A 20,291-nucleotide genomic window follows, 5' to 3' on the forward strand; every position below is an offset into this window, starting at 1 on the left:
TCGCAATCAATTAGTTTTCATCAAAATACAAAAAACCAAGCTCGCAAAGGCGTTAACACTTAGCAACTAAATCATAAAACTTTGCTCAACGAAATTGCTTTACAATATCCACTACATCTACTCCGATTACTACAATATCGGCAAAGTAATAAGAACCTTTGTTCCCTTATTCTCTTCCGAAACGGTTTCAATCGTCGCAGGAAGCTTATAATTTTCCGTCAAAATTCTTAATCTTTCTTTAGCGATGGTTCCCGAAAGTGATTTGTATTCCTTAGTTGCACTTGTTGCACTTCCTGACAGTCCTACTCCATTATCGCTAATAACAATTTGTAAAAAAGGGTCTTTGAGAGACAAATCGACTTCGACTATGCCTTTCTGACTTTGCATATCAATTCCGTGAACAATCGCGTTCTCCACAAAAGGTTGTATCAACATGGGTGGTATCATAATCGCCGTAAGGTCCGTGTCTAGCGGATATTCAATTTTATAATCAAAGGCGTTATTATGACGCATTTTTTGCAAGCTCAAATAATTTTCCAGTGCTTCTAACTCTCCACTTAATGGAACCAAATCCTGACGACTGAGCTCCAAGCTGCTTCGCAGAAGTCGGCTAAACTGATTGAGATACTTTAACGATTTTTCCTTTTCATCGAATCTAATTAGACTCTGTAATGCTGACAAAGTATTGAAAATAAAATGCGGCTCCATCTGAGTCCGCAAAAGTCGCTGCTCCAACTGCATCCTTCTGTTCTCATCCAAAATACTCTCCTGCAAAGCCTTTAACTTTCTTTGTCGGATAAACAGATAAGTCATCAAAGCACCTGTAATCGCTATAAAAGCCAACAACGCGGAAACCCAAATCAAGGTTTTTTTCTGCGCATCTGACTTTGATTTTTGCTCATTAAGTATTTTGATTTTTTTCTCTTGCTCAGCCACCTCAAGTTCGGATTCTATAGATGCATATTGCTTTAGACGTTCTTTGTTATAGTCTTCTGCTTTTTTGTCAACATACTCATAGAACTTCTTTACAGCAATTTTTCTGTCCCCATACAAAATGTCGTAAGCAGCAATATTTTCTAAAAAATCAGCATCACTTACATCAAATTCTCCCTTCATATTCTGCAGCTTATTCAGCTCATCTTTTGCTTCTCTTTGCTGAAAAAGTCTCGTATGCAACCCCAAGTTATTGCTATAGTTGTAAGCTAAAGTAGCTTCGCTACTACCATCTTTCTCGTCAATTGCTGCTACCTTTTCCGAATAATAAAGCGCACTATCCCATTCTTTTTTCTCGTAATTAAATGCTGCTTTTCCTAGATACAAATCCCTATCTAGACCAGGAAGGTTCTTTTCCTCCTTAAATACTTTTTCTACCTCATCAATATAAATCTGAGCCGAATCAAACTTTTTGGAAATGGAATATGAAAGAATCATATTAAGGACACACCTTAAATACAAATCCTCTTCCTTACCAAATTCCTCCGCAAACTCCAACGATTTTTTACCATAAAAAACAGATTTTTCATACTGTTGACACTGGCCATTAAATGCAGACGCATCAACAAGAATTCTAGCTTTGTCTTCTGCCGAAAACATGTCCTTGTTTTTCGGCAACAGTATTAATGCAGCCGCCTTTGAAATATCATAATTCCCACGATATTCATTCTTTCCGCTGTAGAAATTGTTATATGCGGCCAATTTGTAGGCTATTGTCAATAAGCTATCATTATTGGGCTTGGATTTGAAAAAATTGAGTGCTTTTTCGCTGTAATCTACCGCCTTATCAAACTCGCCTTGATTAAGCAAGCAATAGGACATTTCCATCTGAAGATAAGCACTGGTCACACTATCTTTTTTTTGTTCAGCCTTTTTGAGATAGTTTTGAAGCACGGACAAACAAGAATCTGGGTTAGTAGACATCGCACTTTCTTTTGACATTTGACCAACGGCCTTCAGTACTTCTTTATCAACAACTAAACCTGATTTCTGATTGTAAGTTCCTTTTTTACAAGAAAAAACAAACAGCATAACAACCAAAAGAAAGAAAAAACTATTCCTCATCACCCCTTAATGTTAACCAATTGTTCTACAACAAAATCTTTTCGTCGCGTTGCTATAGGAACTTCCTGACCATTCTGCATAATAATAACACCAGATTTGTGCAATTTATCCACATGCAATTTGTTAATGATATAAGACTGATGTGTGCGAATAAACCACTGCGGAGGCAAAATATCTTCGTAATGTTTCAAAGATTTGGAAGCTACAATTTTTTTTTGATTTTGGGCAAATACCTCTGTGTAAGACCCTTCTGACTTGCAGTACATAATTTCTCCAATCTTCAACAACTGTAAGTAATCCACTGAAGAAATGCAAATCTGCGTATTAAGGTCAACCTGACTTTCGTTAACTAGAGATTTGGTCAAACTCACTTGACTGTTATAGAGCAATTTATCGTTTTCCGCCTTTACTCTAATAATTGCTTCGGCAAACTCCGTTTCGTCAATAGGTTTCAGAAGGTAGTCCAAAGCTCCATATTTAATAGCTTTTATCGCAAAATGATTGAAAGCCGTCATGAACACAATATGGAAATTAATTTCGGGCAATCTATTCAATAAGTCGAATGCGGTACCATCCGTCAACTGAATGTCCAACAACACCAAATCAGGATTTTCTTTACTAATTATTTCATATGCATCCTTGACAGAAACCGCAGTTCCTAAAAGCTCCAAATTCTCTTGTTGAGCTACCAACCATTCAATCTCTTTTAGGATGGAAGCTTCATCTTCTACAATGAGTGTTTTTATTTTTTTCATCTACTATTGGCGTCCTTTTAACCAACAAATTACGGATTTTATTTTCAGAAAAAATAATATAATCGTCAAAAGAAAAATTTCAATACTAATTACAAAAAGAAAAATCAAAAACAACATTTACAACTGCATAACTACTAAAAAAGAAACATAGATTTCGTCTTTTTGAAATCTATGTTCTCACCAAAAGTCATTATTTGTGTTTTTTGCCTTGGTTGTGTATCAATATCCACTAGGGTTGAATATTTTCACAAGATAAATGTCGTTATTAATTATGTACTTTCTAAGCTCATTTTATATTCGCTACGATATCATTAAAATTCGTTGAAGTCACATAAGAATTCGCGAAAAACAATTTAACTTCCTTTAGAAAATACTATTGAAACATTTAGCTCCTCATGTAAGTCGATTTTTCAATAGATTTTCCAAAATAGGTTTCAGTTTTCATTTGTTTCTCGAATTTTTGATGGCTTAAAATTTCTTTGATAATTTCACCAAGAACCACTTGGTTTTGAGCAGGATTTAATTCAGCTATCAAAACACCTGAAGAATCATAAAAATTAAGTTTGTTAATCTTTGTAACATTGTGATTCATCTTTGTAATTCTAGAAAGTTCAACAGTCTGATCTGGAGCACTTTTACTCTTAATAACCATCTTGTAAGGATCAATCTCCACAGATACTTTAGGATGAATAAACTGTAAAATCACCATAAAAGGGACCAAAACAATGAGTCCTACCACCAAGCCTTTGGCTTTGCCCCCACCTCCAATACCGTCCAGCGCTTCAATCATTCCGAAAAAGCCTCCGTAGATATAGTAAAACAGGGCGAAAACTGCTATTAAATAAATTGCCGCAACAACAAGCCCCTTGGTGACACTCTTGTTATTAACATTTTTGAATTCGAATTTTTTCATTGTTTTTGGTTTTTAAAAAGTTCATCTAAGTCTAAGCAACCACAGTCTTCCTGTATATCTGGATCGTCTTTGGTAATCCCTTTGTTGAATGCAATGATATCCTTACAATGCTGCTCCAGCTTTAATAAATGTCCGAAATAGAACATCGGTGTACACAGCAAAACCATGACAAGAATCGCTGGAAACATAAAAAAAATGCTACGGAGAGCAATTGCATCAATTCCCCCTTCATTAGTATTAGATAATCTTTTCCAGATTCGACGTCCCCACCATATGAAGAAAAACAATCCTCCTCCAAATCCAATGACCATACTTAAGTAGAAAAGTATATTAATAGTATCATGTGACATTTTTTGATGATTTAATTAATTGAATTTCAACTATTTTTCGATTATCAAATGTACGATGGTTAACTTGCAAGGTGAGCCAACTTTTGTATTCGCTTGATTTTTCGAGTAATTAGTTTGGATTTTATTAAGATTCGTTTTTTGAATTGTTAAACTTGATGAATTATCCAAAACTCACCTGACAACTAATTAAATAAAAGTCCAAGTATTTACTAAAAAAGCCACCTGTAAAAACAAGTGGCTTTTGGAAATATGTAAAGTGATTTTAGGCTAATTGTAACTAAAATTTATATGTCCTGCCTCTTAATCTGAGAAAGAACTGTTGGATCTTGTATTTCACTGTCTTTTGCTAACAACAATACTTTGGATAATACTTCTGCGGATTTGGGATCATCATCGGCGAAAGGTAAAAATAGTCTTCCTCTGTGTTGTGAATGGACTGGAAGTATGGAAAGGTATTTGCCCGGAACCTGATGAACAACTGCACTACCCAAATGAACGCTATAATTTGCCATTTTTCCCTTGACTAAAGCATGTGAACCTTCGATTGAAACATTTTCTAACTTAAATAATCGTGAAGTCTCCTTCAGTAACACCGTTCGCATTTCAATAGAAGAATGACTTGCCTCTGGATCAACACCTCCAACATGAGCTACCGAAACGACCAAATCCACATCTCTCATGACTTCTGAAAACAATCTAGGATTGATATCCTCAAAAGGTATATTTTTGAAATCTTTCAGCGAGTGAAACTCAATCGTTTCTAACGTTGGACTTTCTACATCAGCTGGAGAAAACCAATCTGCCATTGCATACAATTTCACTTGAAATCCTTCCTTGTGATATACTTTCTGCAAACCTTCTTCATAATCCACTTTCCAACCTCTAGTCTTCAGCAATGCTAAAGTCTGTTTTGGTTGAACCTGATGTCCTGCATAACGACGAGAAATTGATTTTTCCTTTAACTCATCTGGTGTCGGAACATACAATTCTCTGAAAATCTGTTTGAAAGGCTGAATTAATTTTTCCCTGAAACAATAATGCTGAAAATCACCCCAAACCGAATGTTCATGCAAATCAACGCAATGCGCTATGCGAAGGGTTGAATCTTCTTTAAGTTCCTGAATTTCGCCCTGTGCCGATATCAGATTCCCGTCATGATAGAATCCTATCTTGTTATCATTGGAAATAAAGACCAATTTCTCCAAATGTTTTACGATCACTGGATGATCAAAAAGATTTTTGATTTCAGAAAACAAAAATTCGTCCCCTCTAATCATTGCTTCTTCCAACCCTTTTCGAGAGCGAGTCCATTGCTCGCGCATAATTTTCCTATAACTTCCCAATTGGACAATTGCTTTGTCCTTCTTAATTTTTGGGGGGATAGACTTCAGCTGTTTATCATCACGGAAAACTACTAATTCTGCCTTTCCGTTATCCTCAACAATCAACCCAACGGTTACTCCGTCAATGGTCACCTGCGTTTCTTTTGATAATAAGTCCTGAACCTGCTTGGTTTCCATCGCCCATGTCAAACGGACTGGGTCTGGATAGCCAGCATTACGCGCCAAATTCTCCAAAGCAACACTGATAGCCAAAGCTTCGCTTGCTTGCTTCATAGAGCCGAACTCTCTACTTTCTTTTTTGAATTGTTGAATGTATTGATATCGATTAAGGACATCTTTTTCAGGATTTGCCTTACTTAAAGGAACCAATCCATAAACTCGCAAATAATCTTGATCTCTTTTATCTTTAACTTTCGCCGTCACTTCTTTAATCTTCAGATCACCAGTTAAAGTGTCCGAATATAGCCTTGCTCGACGATGTCCATTTCCATCCGAAATGTACTTCGCACACTCATATAACATTTCCCATCTTGCACGACCCAATTCTTTATAAGCTTTGGTAAACCAATCTTTATCCACGGCACCATCTTGAAACTCCTGAATATCCACAGACGAATATTTGGCTACCTCACTTTCCAAACCAGAATTCTGCGCCTGATAACCAGAAGTTTTGGTGTGCGCATGCATCCACCAAATTGCAGATTCAAGTCCCTTCCATCCCAGATAATTGCTCACCAACTTTTGCCATTGAGGCGCATATACTGCTGCTTGAATTAATTTAATCTCAGAGATTTTCTCCTTTTTCATCATTTCATTAAAGGACTCCTGAGTATCAGTTTCCAAAGGAAAACAGTTGGACAATAGGTAAGAAAATAACTTCTGTTTGGTCATACTTTCTCTTCCATAGGTCGAAATATAATTAGCATACAAGCTTGATTTTCCAAGTCCCTTTAAAATTTGAGTAAAACGATGAGCTCCGTATATCGTTTGGAATGCTTGTACGTATTCAGAAACAGGTGTAGTCGCGTCTCCTCTGACCAACTCTACATCTAGAAATTTATTTTGAATTCCTTCAATGATTGGTTTTAAAAAAAGAAAAAGTTCCAAATATTTTTCGCCATTATAATAGACCTTTCTTGTAGTCATATCCCTAATTGCAAAATCTGCAGTAAAAATCCCTTCGTAGAGTTCATCTCTTGTAATAAGCTTCAGTTCAAAAGCATGACAGAAAAGATAAAAGCTTGGAACCGTATAATAAACATTATCCTCTCTTCCATTGAACTGCATCCAACGATAAAGATTCCATACTTTTTTGAACTGTTCATCCGAAACATGTTTTAATGGAATCGAATTAAGAAAAACGGTAAAAAATCCAGTCTGCTGCCAACCATCACCTCCATTGTTATAACTGTAATAATAGTCTTTTTTCTCCGATTTGTAATTAATAAATTCTGTTGGCATTTGAGAAAAAATAGTCGCTGTAATATCAATTAAGAAATCAACCGAATCTGCAAATGCATATTTGTACTGGAGGGATTCTAAAATTATCTTGATCGGATTGTTCCAATAATAATTACTTTTAAGCGGATTAGGTAAAACATCCTTGTAGTAAAACACGTAGTTCTCCAGAAAATCCCTAAACTTCTTCCTATCACAACTCTCAACAAACGTTAGTAAAAACAAATCGCTGGGTTGAAGTCCAGAATCTGTATACCACTTTTCCCAAACCTCGTGCAAAGGATAATTAGCGGTAATCTGCTCAGGCGAGAAGCCTTCTGTATTTCTCTTAATTTGCTGAAAACTATTTCCGATCAACTGACTCGAAACCGAATCATCCCAATTTTCGGATTCGTACTCGTAATCTTTATTTTGTAGGAATAGATCATTGAGTTTCTTTAATTCAGCTTTGATGTCACTCAATGGTTTTGAAAAACCATATTTATCCTTCTTGATTGCCGTCGCATAAACTGAATCGGGCGAAATCTCTGGCAGTTTGAACTCAGACTTGATAGTAGGATCAAAAAATCCAAAACCATTTTCTGGAGAAAGCGTTTCTTTATCCTTTGAAGGAACTAATTGATCAAGGAAGCTCTGCTCTCGATCAGAAATTTTAGGTTTCTCATTATATAATTGAAGCCATTTCAATATCTGATCTGGGATACGCTTTTCTTTTTGAAGCTGTAACATGATGTCCAAAGCAGCAGTTCTTTGTTCTAGATCTCCCTTTGCAATCAGCTCATCAATTAGCGGAATAATAATGGTATCTTCCTGCATCATTACCAATTCAATAAGATTCTTTCTCAAGGTTCCGCCTTTCCTTTTAAATAAATCGTAGAAGGTTAAAACGTCATCCGCGCTTAAAGGGTCTTGCTGCAAAACATTGATACTCGAAGAAACCAGTGATTCACCTCTATCTTTTAAGATTTTAAAAGCAAATTCTCTCTGAAACGGAGTGACTTTTTCCTCTCTTTTCCCAAAGTTGTATGAATAAGAATAGCAATAGAAATCACCAAGAATACTTCGAGCCAATTGCTCCCTCAAGGAGATATCAAATTGCTCAAATTGCGAAAGCAGCAAATCTCTCTTCTCAATATCTTCTCCAACTAAATAGAACATCGACTCATAAAGATGACTCCTTTTGAAGGTCGCATTTAACCATGAAAAAACTTTGCCTTCAAACTTCTTTTCTTTAAAACTAAGCGCTTGTGCTTGTTGAAACAACTTATTGAAGAAATCTGGGTAATCAGGATTATTTATGAAAAATTTAGATTTAATATTAGCCTCCAATAGAGACGCCATCAGCTGCCCCGCAAAAGCCAATACCTGTGGATCTCCATCCAATACGGCTTTATAATAAATCGGCATCTGGATGTGGGGATCATTTGTTTCGCTGGCAAACTTAATCGCCAAGCACTTTTTCTCTATATTTCCGTTATCATAAAGTTCATGCATATATGGAATCGTTCCTTCAATATCCCAAACTCCCTGCACCCAAAGTGCCATGTAAACTTCATTATTGTTCTTGCTTTTTATCGCTGATGGAATCAAATTCGGGTTATTAAAGTATTCATTAGCAAGACTAACGATATTTTTCACTACAGATTCTTTCTCGCCTTCCCAACCGAGACCCGTCCATGTATCAATCGCGCGAACGACCGATGAAAAACGAGTTAATTTGTGCTCGATAATAACTCCAGTCATGTATTGCAGGGCACCAATACTGGTTTCGTCCAAGGCTTCAAGAATTGTCTGCCGAAGCCCTTCTTGTCTTTGAGCGGCAAGCAAAAGTTTCTCAACTAGCTCCCAACAACGTTGTTCTTCACTATTGAGCAACGCTTTAATAATGTTTCGCGAAACCTTTCCTTCAGGGTGTTTGTTAAATATAATATCCTCGAGCAATTGATAAATTTCTTGGTTTCCGCTATCTATCGCAGCAGACCAAATATAAAATCGATTAGAACCTCCTAACGCACTATCATAGATAATTTCCTCTTCCATAGACAAGCTATAATACACGGTACCTGTATCGTAAGAATAAGTACACGGAAGACGCAAAAGACTACGGATGAGATTCATCTGATTAAGTTGGATGTATCTCTCCAAATGAGGAGCTCGAAAAGACCTTCTAGCATAACCCGTCTGATACATTTTATTGGGCATGGAATACCAAATCCGCTTCACCAATTCTGCCTGATCTCCGAAAAAATAAACGAGTAATTTATAATATTCTTTATCTTCCCAAATGTCAGGTTTCAAATAAGTCTTAATACCTTGTGCCTCTTTGGAACCCAACGTCACCTCTCGCAAATAGTCTTCCTTTCCCAAAAACAATAATCCCAGTTCTGCAACTTCTTTTTTGAGTTTTGGTTTGGAGAACAACCTTGAAAGAGTGCTTTTCTCCGCTTGCTCCTTCAAATCTGCCCTTAAATTTTTATAAAAATCAACAACCTGTTTTGATTTTAATTTCTCCGTAATTTCCATGTGTTTTTTTAATTTTAAATTAGTTACCAATAGCTACCTGCAAGAAAAGTGAGCCTGATAAAAGTGAATGTTTTATTTTGATCTAAGTCCACATTTTGAGATAAATTTTCTAGTTGTTCGTCGCCATAGAAAATTGCAAAAAGTCCATCTTCAAAAGCTTGAATAGCATTATCCTGAGCTTGCGAAAGATCAGCACGTTTTTCATTATAGATACTTCCAAAACCAACCTTACCTGTATCGGTCAGAATATTGAGATAATTTTCCTTGGGTGTCTTTTCGTAATCTTGATCTTCGAGTTCAAAAGACTTAGAATTAAATGCTTCCACTTGCTGTTTCACGACTAATTTTAAGAAATTTTCAACAGAAACTTGAGATTCTGTACAATCGATTTCAAGGCTTTGTTCCGAAAGCAATGGATGCTTCTTACCCAATTGCTTTACTGTAACTTTGATTTCCATTTTTGCATTTTTAACCATTAAATATAGAGAAAATTGAGAAAAAATAAATAACAAACCTTTCTATAAAAAATCATATTTGAATAAATACATTAGCTGAATCATCATTTCTAAGGAAAAAATTGCTAGAACTTTAATAACTCAACAATTATACTCTGAGGAATTCTTCAAATTCCTTTTAATTCATTATTTTTGTCTCACCTAAAAAGACCGATGCAATTGAATACCTTTTTATCCTTTGAACCCATTTTTCAATATAGAATTTGGGGCGGAGACAAACTAAAATCTGTTTTAAATAAAAATTATACAGCCGAAAACATCGGTGAAAGTTGGGAAATTTCAGGGGTTAAAGAAGCGGTTAGTCAATTGGCTGCCCCTTTCCAAGATTGTAAAAATCTTCAAGAACTTATTAACGAATTCCCCAACGAAGTTCTTGGAAAACGGGTCTTCGAAAAGTATGGCAAAGAGTTCCCTCTACTTATTAAGTTTATCGATTCTAATGAACCTCTCAGCGTTCAGGTTCATCCAAATGACGTATTTGCAAAAGAACACCATCATTCTTTTGGAAAAACCGAAATGTGGTACGTAATGGAAGCCGATGAAGGCGCAGAAATTATTTCTGGCTTCGAAAAAGCTGTTGATTTAAATGAATATCGTAATGCTTTACGTGAGAATAAAGTAGAAGATATCGTTAAAAGATGGAAGGTAAAAAAAGGAGATACTATTTTTCTCCCTGCAGGTAGAATTCATGCTATTGGTGCCGGAATTTTGCTCGCAGAAATTCAGCAAACATCAGACGTCACTTACCGAATCTATGATTACAACCGAATAGATAAAGATGGAAAAACCAGAGAACTCCATAATGACATCGCAGAAAAAGTAATCTTATTTGACGATATAGATAGTCCGTTTGCAATTCAAGAAGACTTCAACAGCCCAGTTTCTAATTTAGTGAGTTGTGATTATTTCAACACTAATATTTTAAACATAACTGAGAATTTAGTAAGAGATTATCAAGGTTTAGATTCATTTGTAATCCTTATAGGTGTTGAAGGTTCGGTAAAAATTACCTCCAACGCAGAATCCGTCATCCTTAATTACGGAGAAACAGTCTTAATTCCTGCATCACAATTAGGAGAAATCCATTTTGAGGCTGCAGAAAAGAGCAAAATTCTAGAAGTACACATTCCGAACTAGTTAAACAAGTTTTAACAACTTCAAAGACCACCCACGAATTTGATATTCGCTGGGTTATTTTTCGTATTCGTTAGTGCCGAACAAATTGTAAATGTATAAATTTGTTAACAGCTATGATGATTAACACTTTAGAGGAATTTTAGATTAACTATCCTTTCAGGTGGATATTATATTAATACTTTCAATTAATGAAATTACTTTTCTATTATTTGGCATTACAAGCGTTTGCGATCTCCTTCAATGAAAGAATAATGGTTAATCATAGTGAATAATATTTTCAATGATACCCAATGAAAAAGTGCTTACTCTTCATATTAATCATTTTTGGATTCTTGGCGCAAAGTCAAAAATTAGACTCTGCACGAACTGCCAATGCAACACCTCGAAGTATAAAATTTCTCAAAAAAGAACGAAGCCCAATTATTGATACGACACAACCACCAATGCCTCCAAGTCTTAAAGATTATAAAAAAAACAAAACACGTCGACTTTTTAATATTCCTGCAAAAGATAGACGAAAACTTTATCCTTTTAATCAATATGATTCCATTTATGTTTCGATGCTTGATAATAGAATTAAGGAATCCGAATTTCTCACACATAATTTTGTTGAACAACAGCTTTTGAGTGATAAAGAAACTGACGCCATTACTGACATTCTTTTCAATTATTTTGAGATTAACCATAATATTTTTAGAACTAGTTTAATCGAAACTGTTGGTTGTGATTGTCCTTATATTCCCGAACAGCTTATTTTTTTATTCAAAAAAAATGGTAAAACGGAACGCTATGTCGTCATCCCAAACAGCGTAATCTTCACGAATTTTAGCGAGTCCGAAATGGATCAAATAGAACTCAATCAAGACAAAGAAGAAATGATTATGAATATTTTTAATGACTTGATTGAAAAACATCAATGCAAAAATAGTCTCCCAACAAAACCGATTCCCCCACCCATCAAATAATTTTTCAAATGAAAACAAAATACATTTTCATTTTAACTCTACTTTGTTTTTTCCAAATTTTTAAATCTCAAAAAAATAATGAGAAATACATTTGGGATCAATTAAAATGTGTAAAAAAGTTCAAAATTCCTGCTCAAAAAAGGTTGGCAAAACTTCCTTTCAAAAATGCAAAAACAATTAAAATCATCTCATACAGAAATAAAGATGCTGGCATTATTGGTGAAGAACTACAAAAACTATTGGATAGCTTATATACAAACAACAGTGTTATTAGTGATGATATTTTTGATGAAACCATCACCCTTAACCCAACCCAAATTGATGATTTAACAGATATTATATACAATTATGGTTTCAAGGGAAATACAGATTTAAGGAGAGGAGCTCTTTGCTACATACCAAGAAATGCCATTTTGTTCTGTGACGAAAACAATAAACTAATTGGTTTTATTGAAATCTGTTTCGAGTGCGAAAGAGTTAGAAGTAACAAAAAAGATTTTGAACTTGGTGAAGAATGTGACGGGAAATACAAACTTCTAAAATCTTTCTTTGAACAAACCGGAATCAAATACGGAACCTCAGCAGACGATTTTTGACAAAATAAAAATCATAATAAAATTTTATCCTAAAAGCTGTCCGCACGACCGTAATTTCCTAAATTCGTAAAAACACATCATTTACAGAAAATGAATAGACAAAACTTTATATCTCTCCTCCTTCTACTCATCGTTTCTCACCAATTGTTTTCCCAAGAAAAAACAATCTATTTTGATGAGCAATGGAAAGAAACTACCAAAAATAAAGCAGTATTTTACCGACCCTTACCACTCCCAAAAATTGGTAATTTGGAGTTTCTGAGAGATTACTATTTCGAAAACAAGAACCTCCAAATGCAAGGATATTATGCTGATGGAATAGAAAAAAATTATGTCGGTGAAATTTTTTGGCATGAAGAAAATGGAGATGATTCTTCTTTTGATTTAAATCTTAATAAAACTGATCAAAAAGTCCTTAATTATTACTTCGATAATGGAAAACTTTGGAAAAGTGTCGAATATGGTGACTTGGGCTTCAAGAATGGCAAAACAACAGAATACAAAACCGATGGAAGTCTACTTGGAATCTCCACCTACAAAGATGGAACCATAATCTCTGGGATCACTGGTAAGTTGACCAACAGCAATTCTTATGACTCCTATAATATTGATGGTCGATATGACAGAGCTGTACAAGTACCAGAATACAAAGGACAAGATCGCAAATACACTGTTCTTTATTATTGGAAAAGTAACTTGAAAACAGCAGCAGAATTAACCTATATTAATGACAAATTAGTACTTCAAAAAGATTTTGACAAACAAGGTAACTTAATTCAAAAAATCGATAGCACCTCTTACTATTACCCAGAACATGAACAAAAAAATGGTAAAGAATTCAATTACATCCTCAACAGAAGTAGTGTCAGCAAATCTCCTACCTATACAGAGTATCAAAGTTATCCGCTTTCTGATGCAAAAATATTAAACATCACTCATATCCTTCTCTACGCTGGAAGTATTCACTTTTTGGAGATAGATCAGACTAAGAAAAAATTTAGAGAAACCGAATTTAATTACTTTGAAGACAACAATATATCTTACATTAGATCAAAGACGCTTTACGAAGACGAAGCATGGTATCCTATAGAAATATATCAAAATAAAGAGACCCAATTGATCCCTATTTCAGAAATTGAATCCTATTCTAAGGAAGAGATTTACAAAAAAAAATCTAAGTCAAAATGGAATAATCCTTATCTGAAGGACAAACCGATTTCTGAAGAAATTTATTTTGCATCGCCAGATTACATCGCTAAAAAAACCATTTATAAATCATCAGGAAAAGTCGTAATAGATGAAAAAAATATCCCTCTCGTCTACGTTGAAATCTCACCACAAAAGTACATTATGTTGCTAAAAACCGGAGGCTACTTTATTCCAATGAAATCTAAAGATCTTCTAGAGATCCCGTTCTACACCAATTCCCAACCGACTAAAAAAGAAGACTAATGAGATTTCCTTTTAAAATATTTTCCCTTTTCTGCATCTTAACGATCACTTTCTTTCATGGTCAAATTCCTGTTCACAAAAGAGCCAAAAAAGTAGAAAAAGCTAAACAGGATTCTATCGAACTTGCCATAATCAAAATCCCATCTTCAACAGACAGCATACAATCAGAAATTGAAGACATTATTGATGGTTATTATGATTGGGATGAAGATAATGATGATCCTGAAGACGATATGATTTTGGTTCTACGAGATAAAATAAAGTCCTCAAAAGGTCTTAGAAAGACACTATATCAATATTATTTAGCCAATATATACTTTTCTTATATTTCAACTTATAACAACCGTATCGCAAGCATCGATAGAACCGCTCTTCAAGCGCTTCCAGATGATTACAAAACTTGGGCTGTTAATGATTTTTATAGAGAAGCCGACCATCTATATAGTGCTGTTCTCATAGATCATGAAATGTTGAAAAAAGAAAAAACAATGCTTTGGAAAGATATTATTGACGAGTCTGATGAACAAGAATATGTCCAATTTACACCAACTCTTTTTGACGTCATAGCTTATTCATACCTTAATTTTTTGCATCTTCTACCTCCAAATTTTGACAATGACAGAAAGACAAAAATCGAAAACATCGAAAATTCCCTAGAAGATTTCCATCAAAATGATGCCGACAAAACAGCTATTCTGTATTTCAAAACCACCATCATTCAAAAAAATAAAGAAAATCAAGCCTTTGAATTAGAAAAACTAGCCAACGCTAATCTTGATCAACCTTTTTCTTCATTCTTACTTTTTTTAGCAGCAGATCAATGGTCATCGAAAAAACCTGAAAGGAATCTGAAAGAAGCCCATCGTATTTGTGTAAAAGCAATTGATGAGATTCCGTCGTCCAAGTGGAGTAATTACTGCAAAACACTTATTGATGAATGGGATCGTAAAACTCTTGGTGTTGATCTTCCAGCGTATGCACTTCCAAAAGAGTATATTCCAATGAATATTTCTCACAAGAATATTGACAAACTAAAATTAGAAATAAGTAAAAAATCTGGCTCCATTGATTTTGACCATATTGATAATTGGGATGAAGATTACGAGGACAGCGAAGAATTTATTGAAGATGAAGATCATCAAAGTATCAAAAATAATTTTTTCTACACAACCGAATACCAACTTCAGAAATTTTCCGATTTCCAACGTCATAGTACCGTTCTTGCAATACCTCCACTAGAGGAAGGAATTTATTATGTAAAAATTCTGAATGCAGAAGACGACATTATTTTTAGGATTGCTGTTACGGATCTCTCTTATACCAAAAGGTTCGAGGACGATCAAAAAGTGATCCTCCAAGCAATTAGCACGTCGACTGGAAAAGGAATTTCCAACATGGATTACATCATGTATCAAAGTACTGATGATTACAAAAATGATTATGTTGCTGGACGCAAAAACAAGCTGTTAAAAACGGGAAATGGCAAAACTGACAAAAACGGATTATTTTCTTTACCAAAATCCGAAGATCGAGAGTATGACGGTAGCATCATCTATTTCCCGAACCTCAAAAAGTACTTTATGATTCGTTATTCATTTGATGAAATACGTAATCTCGAATCTCAAAAAAATGTAGAGGAAAAAGAACCGATCGACCAGAGCTTCATTACACTTACAGACCGTGCAATTTATAGACCTGGACAGAAGGTATTTTACAAAGCCATCTTAAAACAGGAGTATTACGAAAAAACCAAAGTCCTCCCCAACGAAAAAGTTACGGTAAGTTTAAAAAGCAATTATCGTGATGAAATTTCAAAAACTGAAGCTGTGACTAACGATTTTGGAAGCATTTCTGGAGAATTTGTTTTACCTAAAGATGCCAATGCTAATTATTATACCCTACACCTTCAAAGAGAGTCCGACAAAGACTATGATTATACCAAATCAATAAAAGTTGAAGAATATAAAAGACCAAGATTTCAAGTTGCTGTCAATCCAACTACACAAACTTACAAAATAGGTGATTCTATTGAAGTATCAGGGAAGGTAGAAGCTTTTTCTGGCGCCGCAATCACGCAAACCAAAATAAGGTACGAAATAAGAAGAAGAAATGCTAACTATTGGTACTCGTATGATGACTATTCCTATGATGCTTATGATGATAATGATCTCTTCATCTCAAAAGGAGAAATAAAAACAGATGCAAATGGAAATTTCAAAATAACTTTTGATTCCGACTTCAAGACTAACGAGAAGACAACCAACAAAAAAAGATGTTATCAATATTTCGTCAGCTTCACTGCAACAGACATTAATGGCGAATCGCAAAGTAATCAAGCAACGATTACGCTTGGTGATCTTCATGCAAAAATAGACCTATCAGTAGAAAAGAAAATGCTTCAGAAAGACTGGAAATCCGTGAAAGTTGCAATTTCCAATCTCAATGGCCAACCTCTCAAATCCAAAGGAACACTTACGATTACCCAACTTATTGGTGAAGACAAAATTCTTCTTCCAAAACATATCAGAAGTAATCATACTAATTACTATCAACAATATGACAAAGAGGTATTTGATGCTTACTTCCCTTATATTAGCTACGAAATTTCAGATAAGGATAGCAAACAAAAACTTGGAAAAGTCATACTGAAAAAGGACTTTGACACTTCGCAATCGGAAAATATAGAATTAAAGGACCGAATCGAAGCTGGTAAGTATCTAGTCGAAGCCGAATCGTTGGTGGACAACGAACTGATCAAAACATTTAAAATAGTTGAAATTCTTGACGATAAAACCCTGCAAAATGGCAGTCCTATCTTCTTTAACGCTTACGTTTCCAAAAAAATATATGAAGTTGGAGAAAAAGCAACTGTTATATTCCGATCAGATTTTCAAGAAGGCACTATTAACTATCGCTTACATCGAAATGGAGCGTTTGAAGACTATCAATTCATCAATTTAAAAAATGGTTTAGCAGAACTTGCATTCACAATAACGGATACAGATCTCAAAAAAGGAATCTACTTGGAATATGATTTTATCAACCATGGTAGTTATGAGGATGGTTCAATCACTTTTGAAATAACTGAGAACATTAATCGAAACCTAGATATCACAACTCAAGTATTTCGTGACAAGATTCAACCAAGGACCCCAGAAAAATGGACCCTGAAAATTAGTGGTAAGGATAAAAATAAACTAAATACCGAAGTATTAGCCGCAATGTATGATGCATCATTGGACAAGTTTGCAAAAAACACCTTCCAATTTTCTCATTATAAACCTTATAACAATCGCGGTTATTACTATTATAGTGATTCTTATCGCTATAACTCCTCATCTTTTTTACAAGAATTGCAAAAATATGACTCCGAAGAGCTATACGAAGGCCAACCAAAATACAATATCAAAAATTTTTACACTTACACTAGACCTCGCATTCTAAAATTTGACCATATAGATATTAATGAAAGAAGAAGAAATAGTTATGCAACTGCATATGTAGCGAGTGCTTCAAGCAGAGATTCCACTAGAGAAAAAAGAATAGAAGAAGTAGTAATCTTGGGTTACGGCAAAAAGACCGAAAAAAATGCATCTGCTCCAATCTATATCATTGATGGAGAACAAGCATCGCAAAATTTGCCTGATGATGAGATTGGAGAAATACGATTTCTAAATGCAAAAGAAGCCATCCCAATTTATGGAGAAGGAGCAAAAAATGGAGCATATGTCGTTACTTCTAAAGAAGCCAAAAAAAGAGAACTTATGGAGAATGTTAGCGCTCGTACCAATCTTAATGAGACCGCCTTTTTCTTACCCTATTTACATACCGATGAAAATGGAGATATTCTGTTAGAATTTACCTCACCAGAAGCACTTACGCAATGGAAGCTTTTGATTTTCGCACATACCAAAGATTTGAAAGTGGGAACAGCAGAGTTTTTCACGAGGACTCAAAAAGAACTCATGATAACGCCTAATCCACCACGATTTTTAAGACAAGGAGACGAAATCATCTTTTCGACTAAAATAGACAATCTTTCGGAAGAAAAGATTTCAGGAAATGCAATCTTATCTTTATTTGATCCAGAAACTGATCAACCTTTGGATTCAGCGTTTGTTAATACAAATAACCTCAACAAAATTGCAATTAACGCAAAAAGTTCGACAGAAGTTTCATGGAAACTTAAAATTCCATTTAATATCAAAGCCGTTAAATATAAAATTTTAGCAAATGCAGATAAATATTCAGATGGGGAATCCAATATCCTACCCATCTTAAGCAATCGAATACTGGTAACAGAGACCATTCCTATTTTTATAAAAGAAGGTCAGAGCAAAACTTACGAGATGAAGAGTATCACTACTCCTTCTTCAACTTCTGCAGCCAACTTCAATCTTAGTGTCGAGCTTACGGCCAATCCGTTATGGTTTGCGGTAATGTCAATTCCTTACCTAAGAACTTTTCCTCACGAATGTTCCGAACAACTTTTCAGTCGACTTTATGGGAATATTCTTTCCAGTTACATCATGAATTCATCTCCAAAAATCAAAAAGGTTTTTGATGAATGGAACAGTAAGGAAACCCCAACCAATCCTTTGGAAACTAATCAAGAATTAAAGAGTATTCTGATCGAAGAAACTCCTTGGTTAGCTGACATCAAGGACAAAGAGAAACAAATGCAAAATTTAGCGCTCTTCTTTGAACTCAATAAGATGTCCAAGGATTTCAAAAAATCAGAAGCAGACCTCATCAAAAGACAAAATCCAGATGGTAGTTACTCGTGGTTCTCTGGAGGAAATAGTGACAAAACTATTTCTGGGCATATTTTAGCAGGATTTGGAAAACTAAAAAAAATGTTGAACAAGAAAGATTATCTCTATTTCTCTTCTCAACTTAATCGAACGATCAAAAAAACGATTAGTTATCTTGATAAAGAATATACTCTGGCTTATGCTCAAACCAAAAAGGAAAAAATCGAAGTGGATATTACCGACTATGCTTCTTACTTTTACTACCGAAGCTATTGGCTTGACGACGAAAAAATTCCAGATGAACTTTTACCAATATTAGATCAGTTATCCAAAAGATACAAAGAAGATGTTAAGGACTACAGTCTTTATCATCAAGCCATGATTGCAACCTTCCTTAATCGATACGGATACAAAGAACAAGCAAAACAAGTGATTTCGATACTAAAGAAAAATGCAAAAACCACAGAAGAGGACGGAATGTACTGGACTAATAATTATCCCGGTTGGTATTGGTATCAAGCTCCGATTGAGACTCAAGCCATGTTGATTGGTGCGTTTGCCGAAATTACTCCTGAAGACGAAAAAAGCATCGAAGAAATGAAAATTTGGCTTCTCAAAAATAAACAAACCCAAAGTTGGGAAACCACCAAAGCAACTACAGAAGCAGTTTATGCCCTCCTAAATTATGGGAAATCTTGGATTGATGCTGAGAAAGGGATTACCCTGAATTTAGGTAATAAAACAATTTATCCTGAATCAAACCCTGAAAAAACGTCAGAAGCAGGATTTTTTAAAACTTCATATTACTGGAAAGAAATCACACCAGACAAAGGCAAACTGGTGATCAACAAAACCAGTCCAGGTGTAGCTTGGGGCGGAATGCACCGTCTCTATTACGAAACGATCGACCAAATTACCAATAATGGCTCTGCGGACGTTAGCATTGAGAAAAAGCTATTCCAAAAAAAGTTTGATAATAATGAAGTAAAACTGAAAGAAATCACAACAGAAAACCCCATAAAAGTTGGAGACTTAGTGATCGTTCGACTGGTCATCAAAACGAATAAAGACATGCAATACATTCATCTCAAAGATATGAGAGCAAGCGGTTTTGAACCTGTTAATGTACTTTCTTCTTTCAAATGGCAGAATGGCGTCGGTTATTATGAAAATACGAGAGATACAGCTACCAATTTCTTTTTTGATCGAATGTACAAAGGCACCTACGTCTTCGAATATGAATTGAAAGCCAACAATGCCGGTGATTTCTCCAATGGAATAACGACCTTCCAAAATATGTACGCCCCTACGATGAGTGCGCATACAGAAGGAATAAGAGTGAAAATAATTCGGTAAAATCCATTATGAATTATCTTACGAAATCTTTAGAACTAAAAAACATTTCCATTAGAAAAATATTTTAGTCTGATCTTAAAAAAATGTAATAAAAATGTAATAAAAACTGGTCAATG

Annotated in this window: 11 protein-coding genes; 5 read left to right on the forward strand and 6 right to left on the reverse strand. The window is 34.9% G+C overall.

All coding sequences use genetic code 11. The annotated features are described in order from the left end of the window. Window positions 1–129: 129 nt before the first annotated feature. The 6 genes from AC4AGG_RS00760 to AC4AGG_RS00785 form a co-directional block, all read right to left on the reverse strand. Window positions 130–2,058 carry a sensor histidine kinase gene (locus AC4AGG_RS00760; protein WP_489770056.1) on the reverse strand — a complete coding sequence of 643 codons (1,929 nt, stop codon included), beginning with the start codon at window positions 2,056–2,058 and terminating at the stop codon, window positions 130–132. Continuing rightward, window positions 2,058–2,813: a LytR/AlgR family response regulator transcription factor gene (locus AC4AGG_RS00765; RefSeq protein ID WP_489770057.1), complete on the reverse strand. Its 756-nt coding sequence runs from the start codon at window positions 2,811–2,813 to the stop codon at window positions 2,058–2,060. Before AC4AGG_RS00765 ends, AC4AGG_RS00760 begins: the two co-directional genes overlap by 1 nt. Window positions 2,814–3,198: 385 nt before the next feature. After that, window positions 3,199–3,726 (reverse strand): hypothetical protein, encoded by a 528-nt coding sequence (locus AC4AGG_RS00770; protein WP_489770058.1) that lies wholly within the window; start codon window positions 3,724–3,726, stop codon window positions 3,199–3,201. Next, window positions 3,723–4,076: a hypothetical protein gene (locus AC4AGG_RS00775; protein ID WP_489770059.1), complete on the reverse strand. Its 354-nt coding sequence runs from the start codon at window positions 4,074–4,076 to the stop codon at window positions 3,723–3,725. Before AC4AGG_RS00775 ends, AC4AGG_RS00770 begins: the two co-directional genes overlap by 4 nt. A 284-nt stretch (window positions 4,077–4,360) precedes the next feature. Beyond that, the gene (locus AC4AGG_RS00780) at window positions 4,361–9,400 is read right to left on the reverse strand and encodes a DUF4132 domain-containing protein (RefSeq protein WP_489770060.1); all 5,040 of its coding nucleotides are present in this window, start codon (window positions 9,398–9,400) and stop codon (window positions 4,361–4,363) included. Between the two features lie 23 nt (window positions 9,401–9,423). Beyond that, window positions 9,424–9,858 (reverse strand): hypothetical protein, encoded by a 435-nt coding sequence (locus tag AC4AGG_RS00785; protein ID WP_489770061.1) that lies wholly within the window; start codon window positions 9,856–9,858, stop codon window positions 9,424–9,426. A 210-nt stretch (window positions 9,859–10,068) separates the two neighbouring features. On the opposite strand from AC4AGG_RS00785, the gene AC4AGG_RS00790 reads away from it, so the two are divergent. From AC4AGG_RS00790 to AC4AGG_RS00810, 5 genes are all read left to right on the forward strand, one after another. Then, window positions 10,069–11,052 carry a type I phosphomannose isomerase catalytic subunit gene (locus AC4AGG_RS00790; protein ID WP_489770062.1) on the forward strand — a complete coding sequence of 328 codons (984 nt, stop codon included), beginning with the start codon at window positions 10,069–10,071 and terminating at the stop codon, window positions 11,050–11,052. A gap of 290 nt (window positions 11,053–11,342) precedes the next feature. Further along, window positions 11,343–12,017: a hypothetical protein gene (locus AC4AGG_RS00795; protein ID WP_489770063.1), complete on the forward strand. Its 675-nt coding sequence runs from the start codon at window positions 11,343–11,345 to the stop codon at window positions 12,015–12,017. Window positions 12,018–12,025: 8 nt separating this feature from the next. Then, window positions 12,026–12,613 (forward strand): hypothetical protein, encoded by a 588-nt coding sequence (locus AC4AGG_RS00800; RefSeq protein WP_489770064.1) that lies wholly within the window; start codon window positions 12,026–12,028, stop codon window positions 12,611–12,613. A 90-nt stretch (window positions 12,614–12,703) separates the two neighbouring features. Continuing rightward, entirely contained in the window at window positions 12,704–14,065 is a 1,362-nt protein-coding gene (locus tag AC4AGG_RS00805) for a hypothetical protein (RefSeq protein ID WP_489770065.1), read from the forward strand. Then, window positions 14,065–20,175, forward strand: coding sequence for an alpha-2-macroglobulin family protein (locus AC4AGG_RS00810; RefSeq protein ID WP_489770066.1), 6,111 nt, complete (start codon window positions 14,065–14,067; stop codon window positions 20,173–20,175). The genes AC4AGG_RS00805 and AC4AGG_RS00810 overlap by 1 nt, the downstream gene beginning before the upstream one ends. The last annotated feature ends 116 nt before the right edge of the window (window positions 20,176–20,291 follow it).

The sequence above is a fragment of the Chryseobacterium sp. CG10_8 genome, from assembly GCF_058117085.1.

Excerpts from the sequence above, each read along its gene's own strand:
- AC4AGG_RS00780 (WP_489770060.1), bottom strand. The coding sequence starts at position 9,400 with ATGGAAATTACGGAGAAATTAAAATCAAAACAGGTTGTTGATTTTTAT.
- AC4AGG_RS00795 (WP_489770063.1), top strand. The coding sequence starts at position 11,343 with ATGAAAAAGTGCTTACTCTTCATATTAATCATTTTTGGATTCTTGGCG.
- AC4AGG_RS00800 (WP_489770064.1), top strand. The coding sequence starts at position 12,026 with ATGAAAACAAAATACATTTTCATTTTAACTCTACTTTGTTTTTTCCAA.
- AC4AGG_RS00770 (WP_489770058.1), bottom strand. The coding sequence starts at position 3,726 with ATGAAAAAATTCGAATTCAAAAATGTTAATAACAAGAGTGTCACCAAG.
- AC4AGG_RS00775 (WP_489770059.1), bottom strand. The coding sequence starts at position 4,076 with ATGTCACATGATACTATTAATATACTTTTCTACTTAAGTATGGTCATT.
- AC4AGG_RS00765 (WP_489770057.1), bottom strand. The coding sequence starts at position 2,813 with ATGAAAAAAATAAAAACACTCATTGTAGAAGATGAAGCTTCCATCCTA.
- AC4AGG_RS00810 (WP_489770066.1), top strand. The coding sequence starts at position 14,065 with ATGAGATTTCCTTTTAAAATATTTTCCCTTTTCTGCATCTTAACGATC.
- AC4AGG_RS00785 (WP_489770061.1), bottom strand. The coding sequence starts at position 9,858 with ATGGAAATCAAAGTTACAGTAAAGCAATTGGGTAAGAAGCATCCATTG.
- AC4AGG_RS00805 (WP_489770065.1), top strand. The coding sequence starts at position 12,704 with ATGAATAGACAAAACTTTATATCTCTCCTCCTTCTACTCATCGTTTCT.
- AC4AGG_RS00790 (WP_489770062.1), top strand. The coding sequence starts at position 10,069 with ATGCAATTGAATACCTTTTTATCCTTTGAACCCATTTTTCAATATAGA.
- AC4AGG_RS00760 (WP_489770056.1), bottom strand. The coding sequence starts at position 2,058 with ATGAGGAATAGTTTTTTCTTTCTTTTGGTTGTTATGCTGTTTGTTTTT.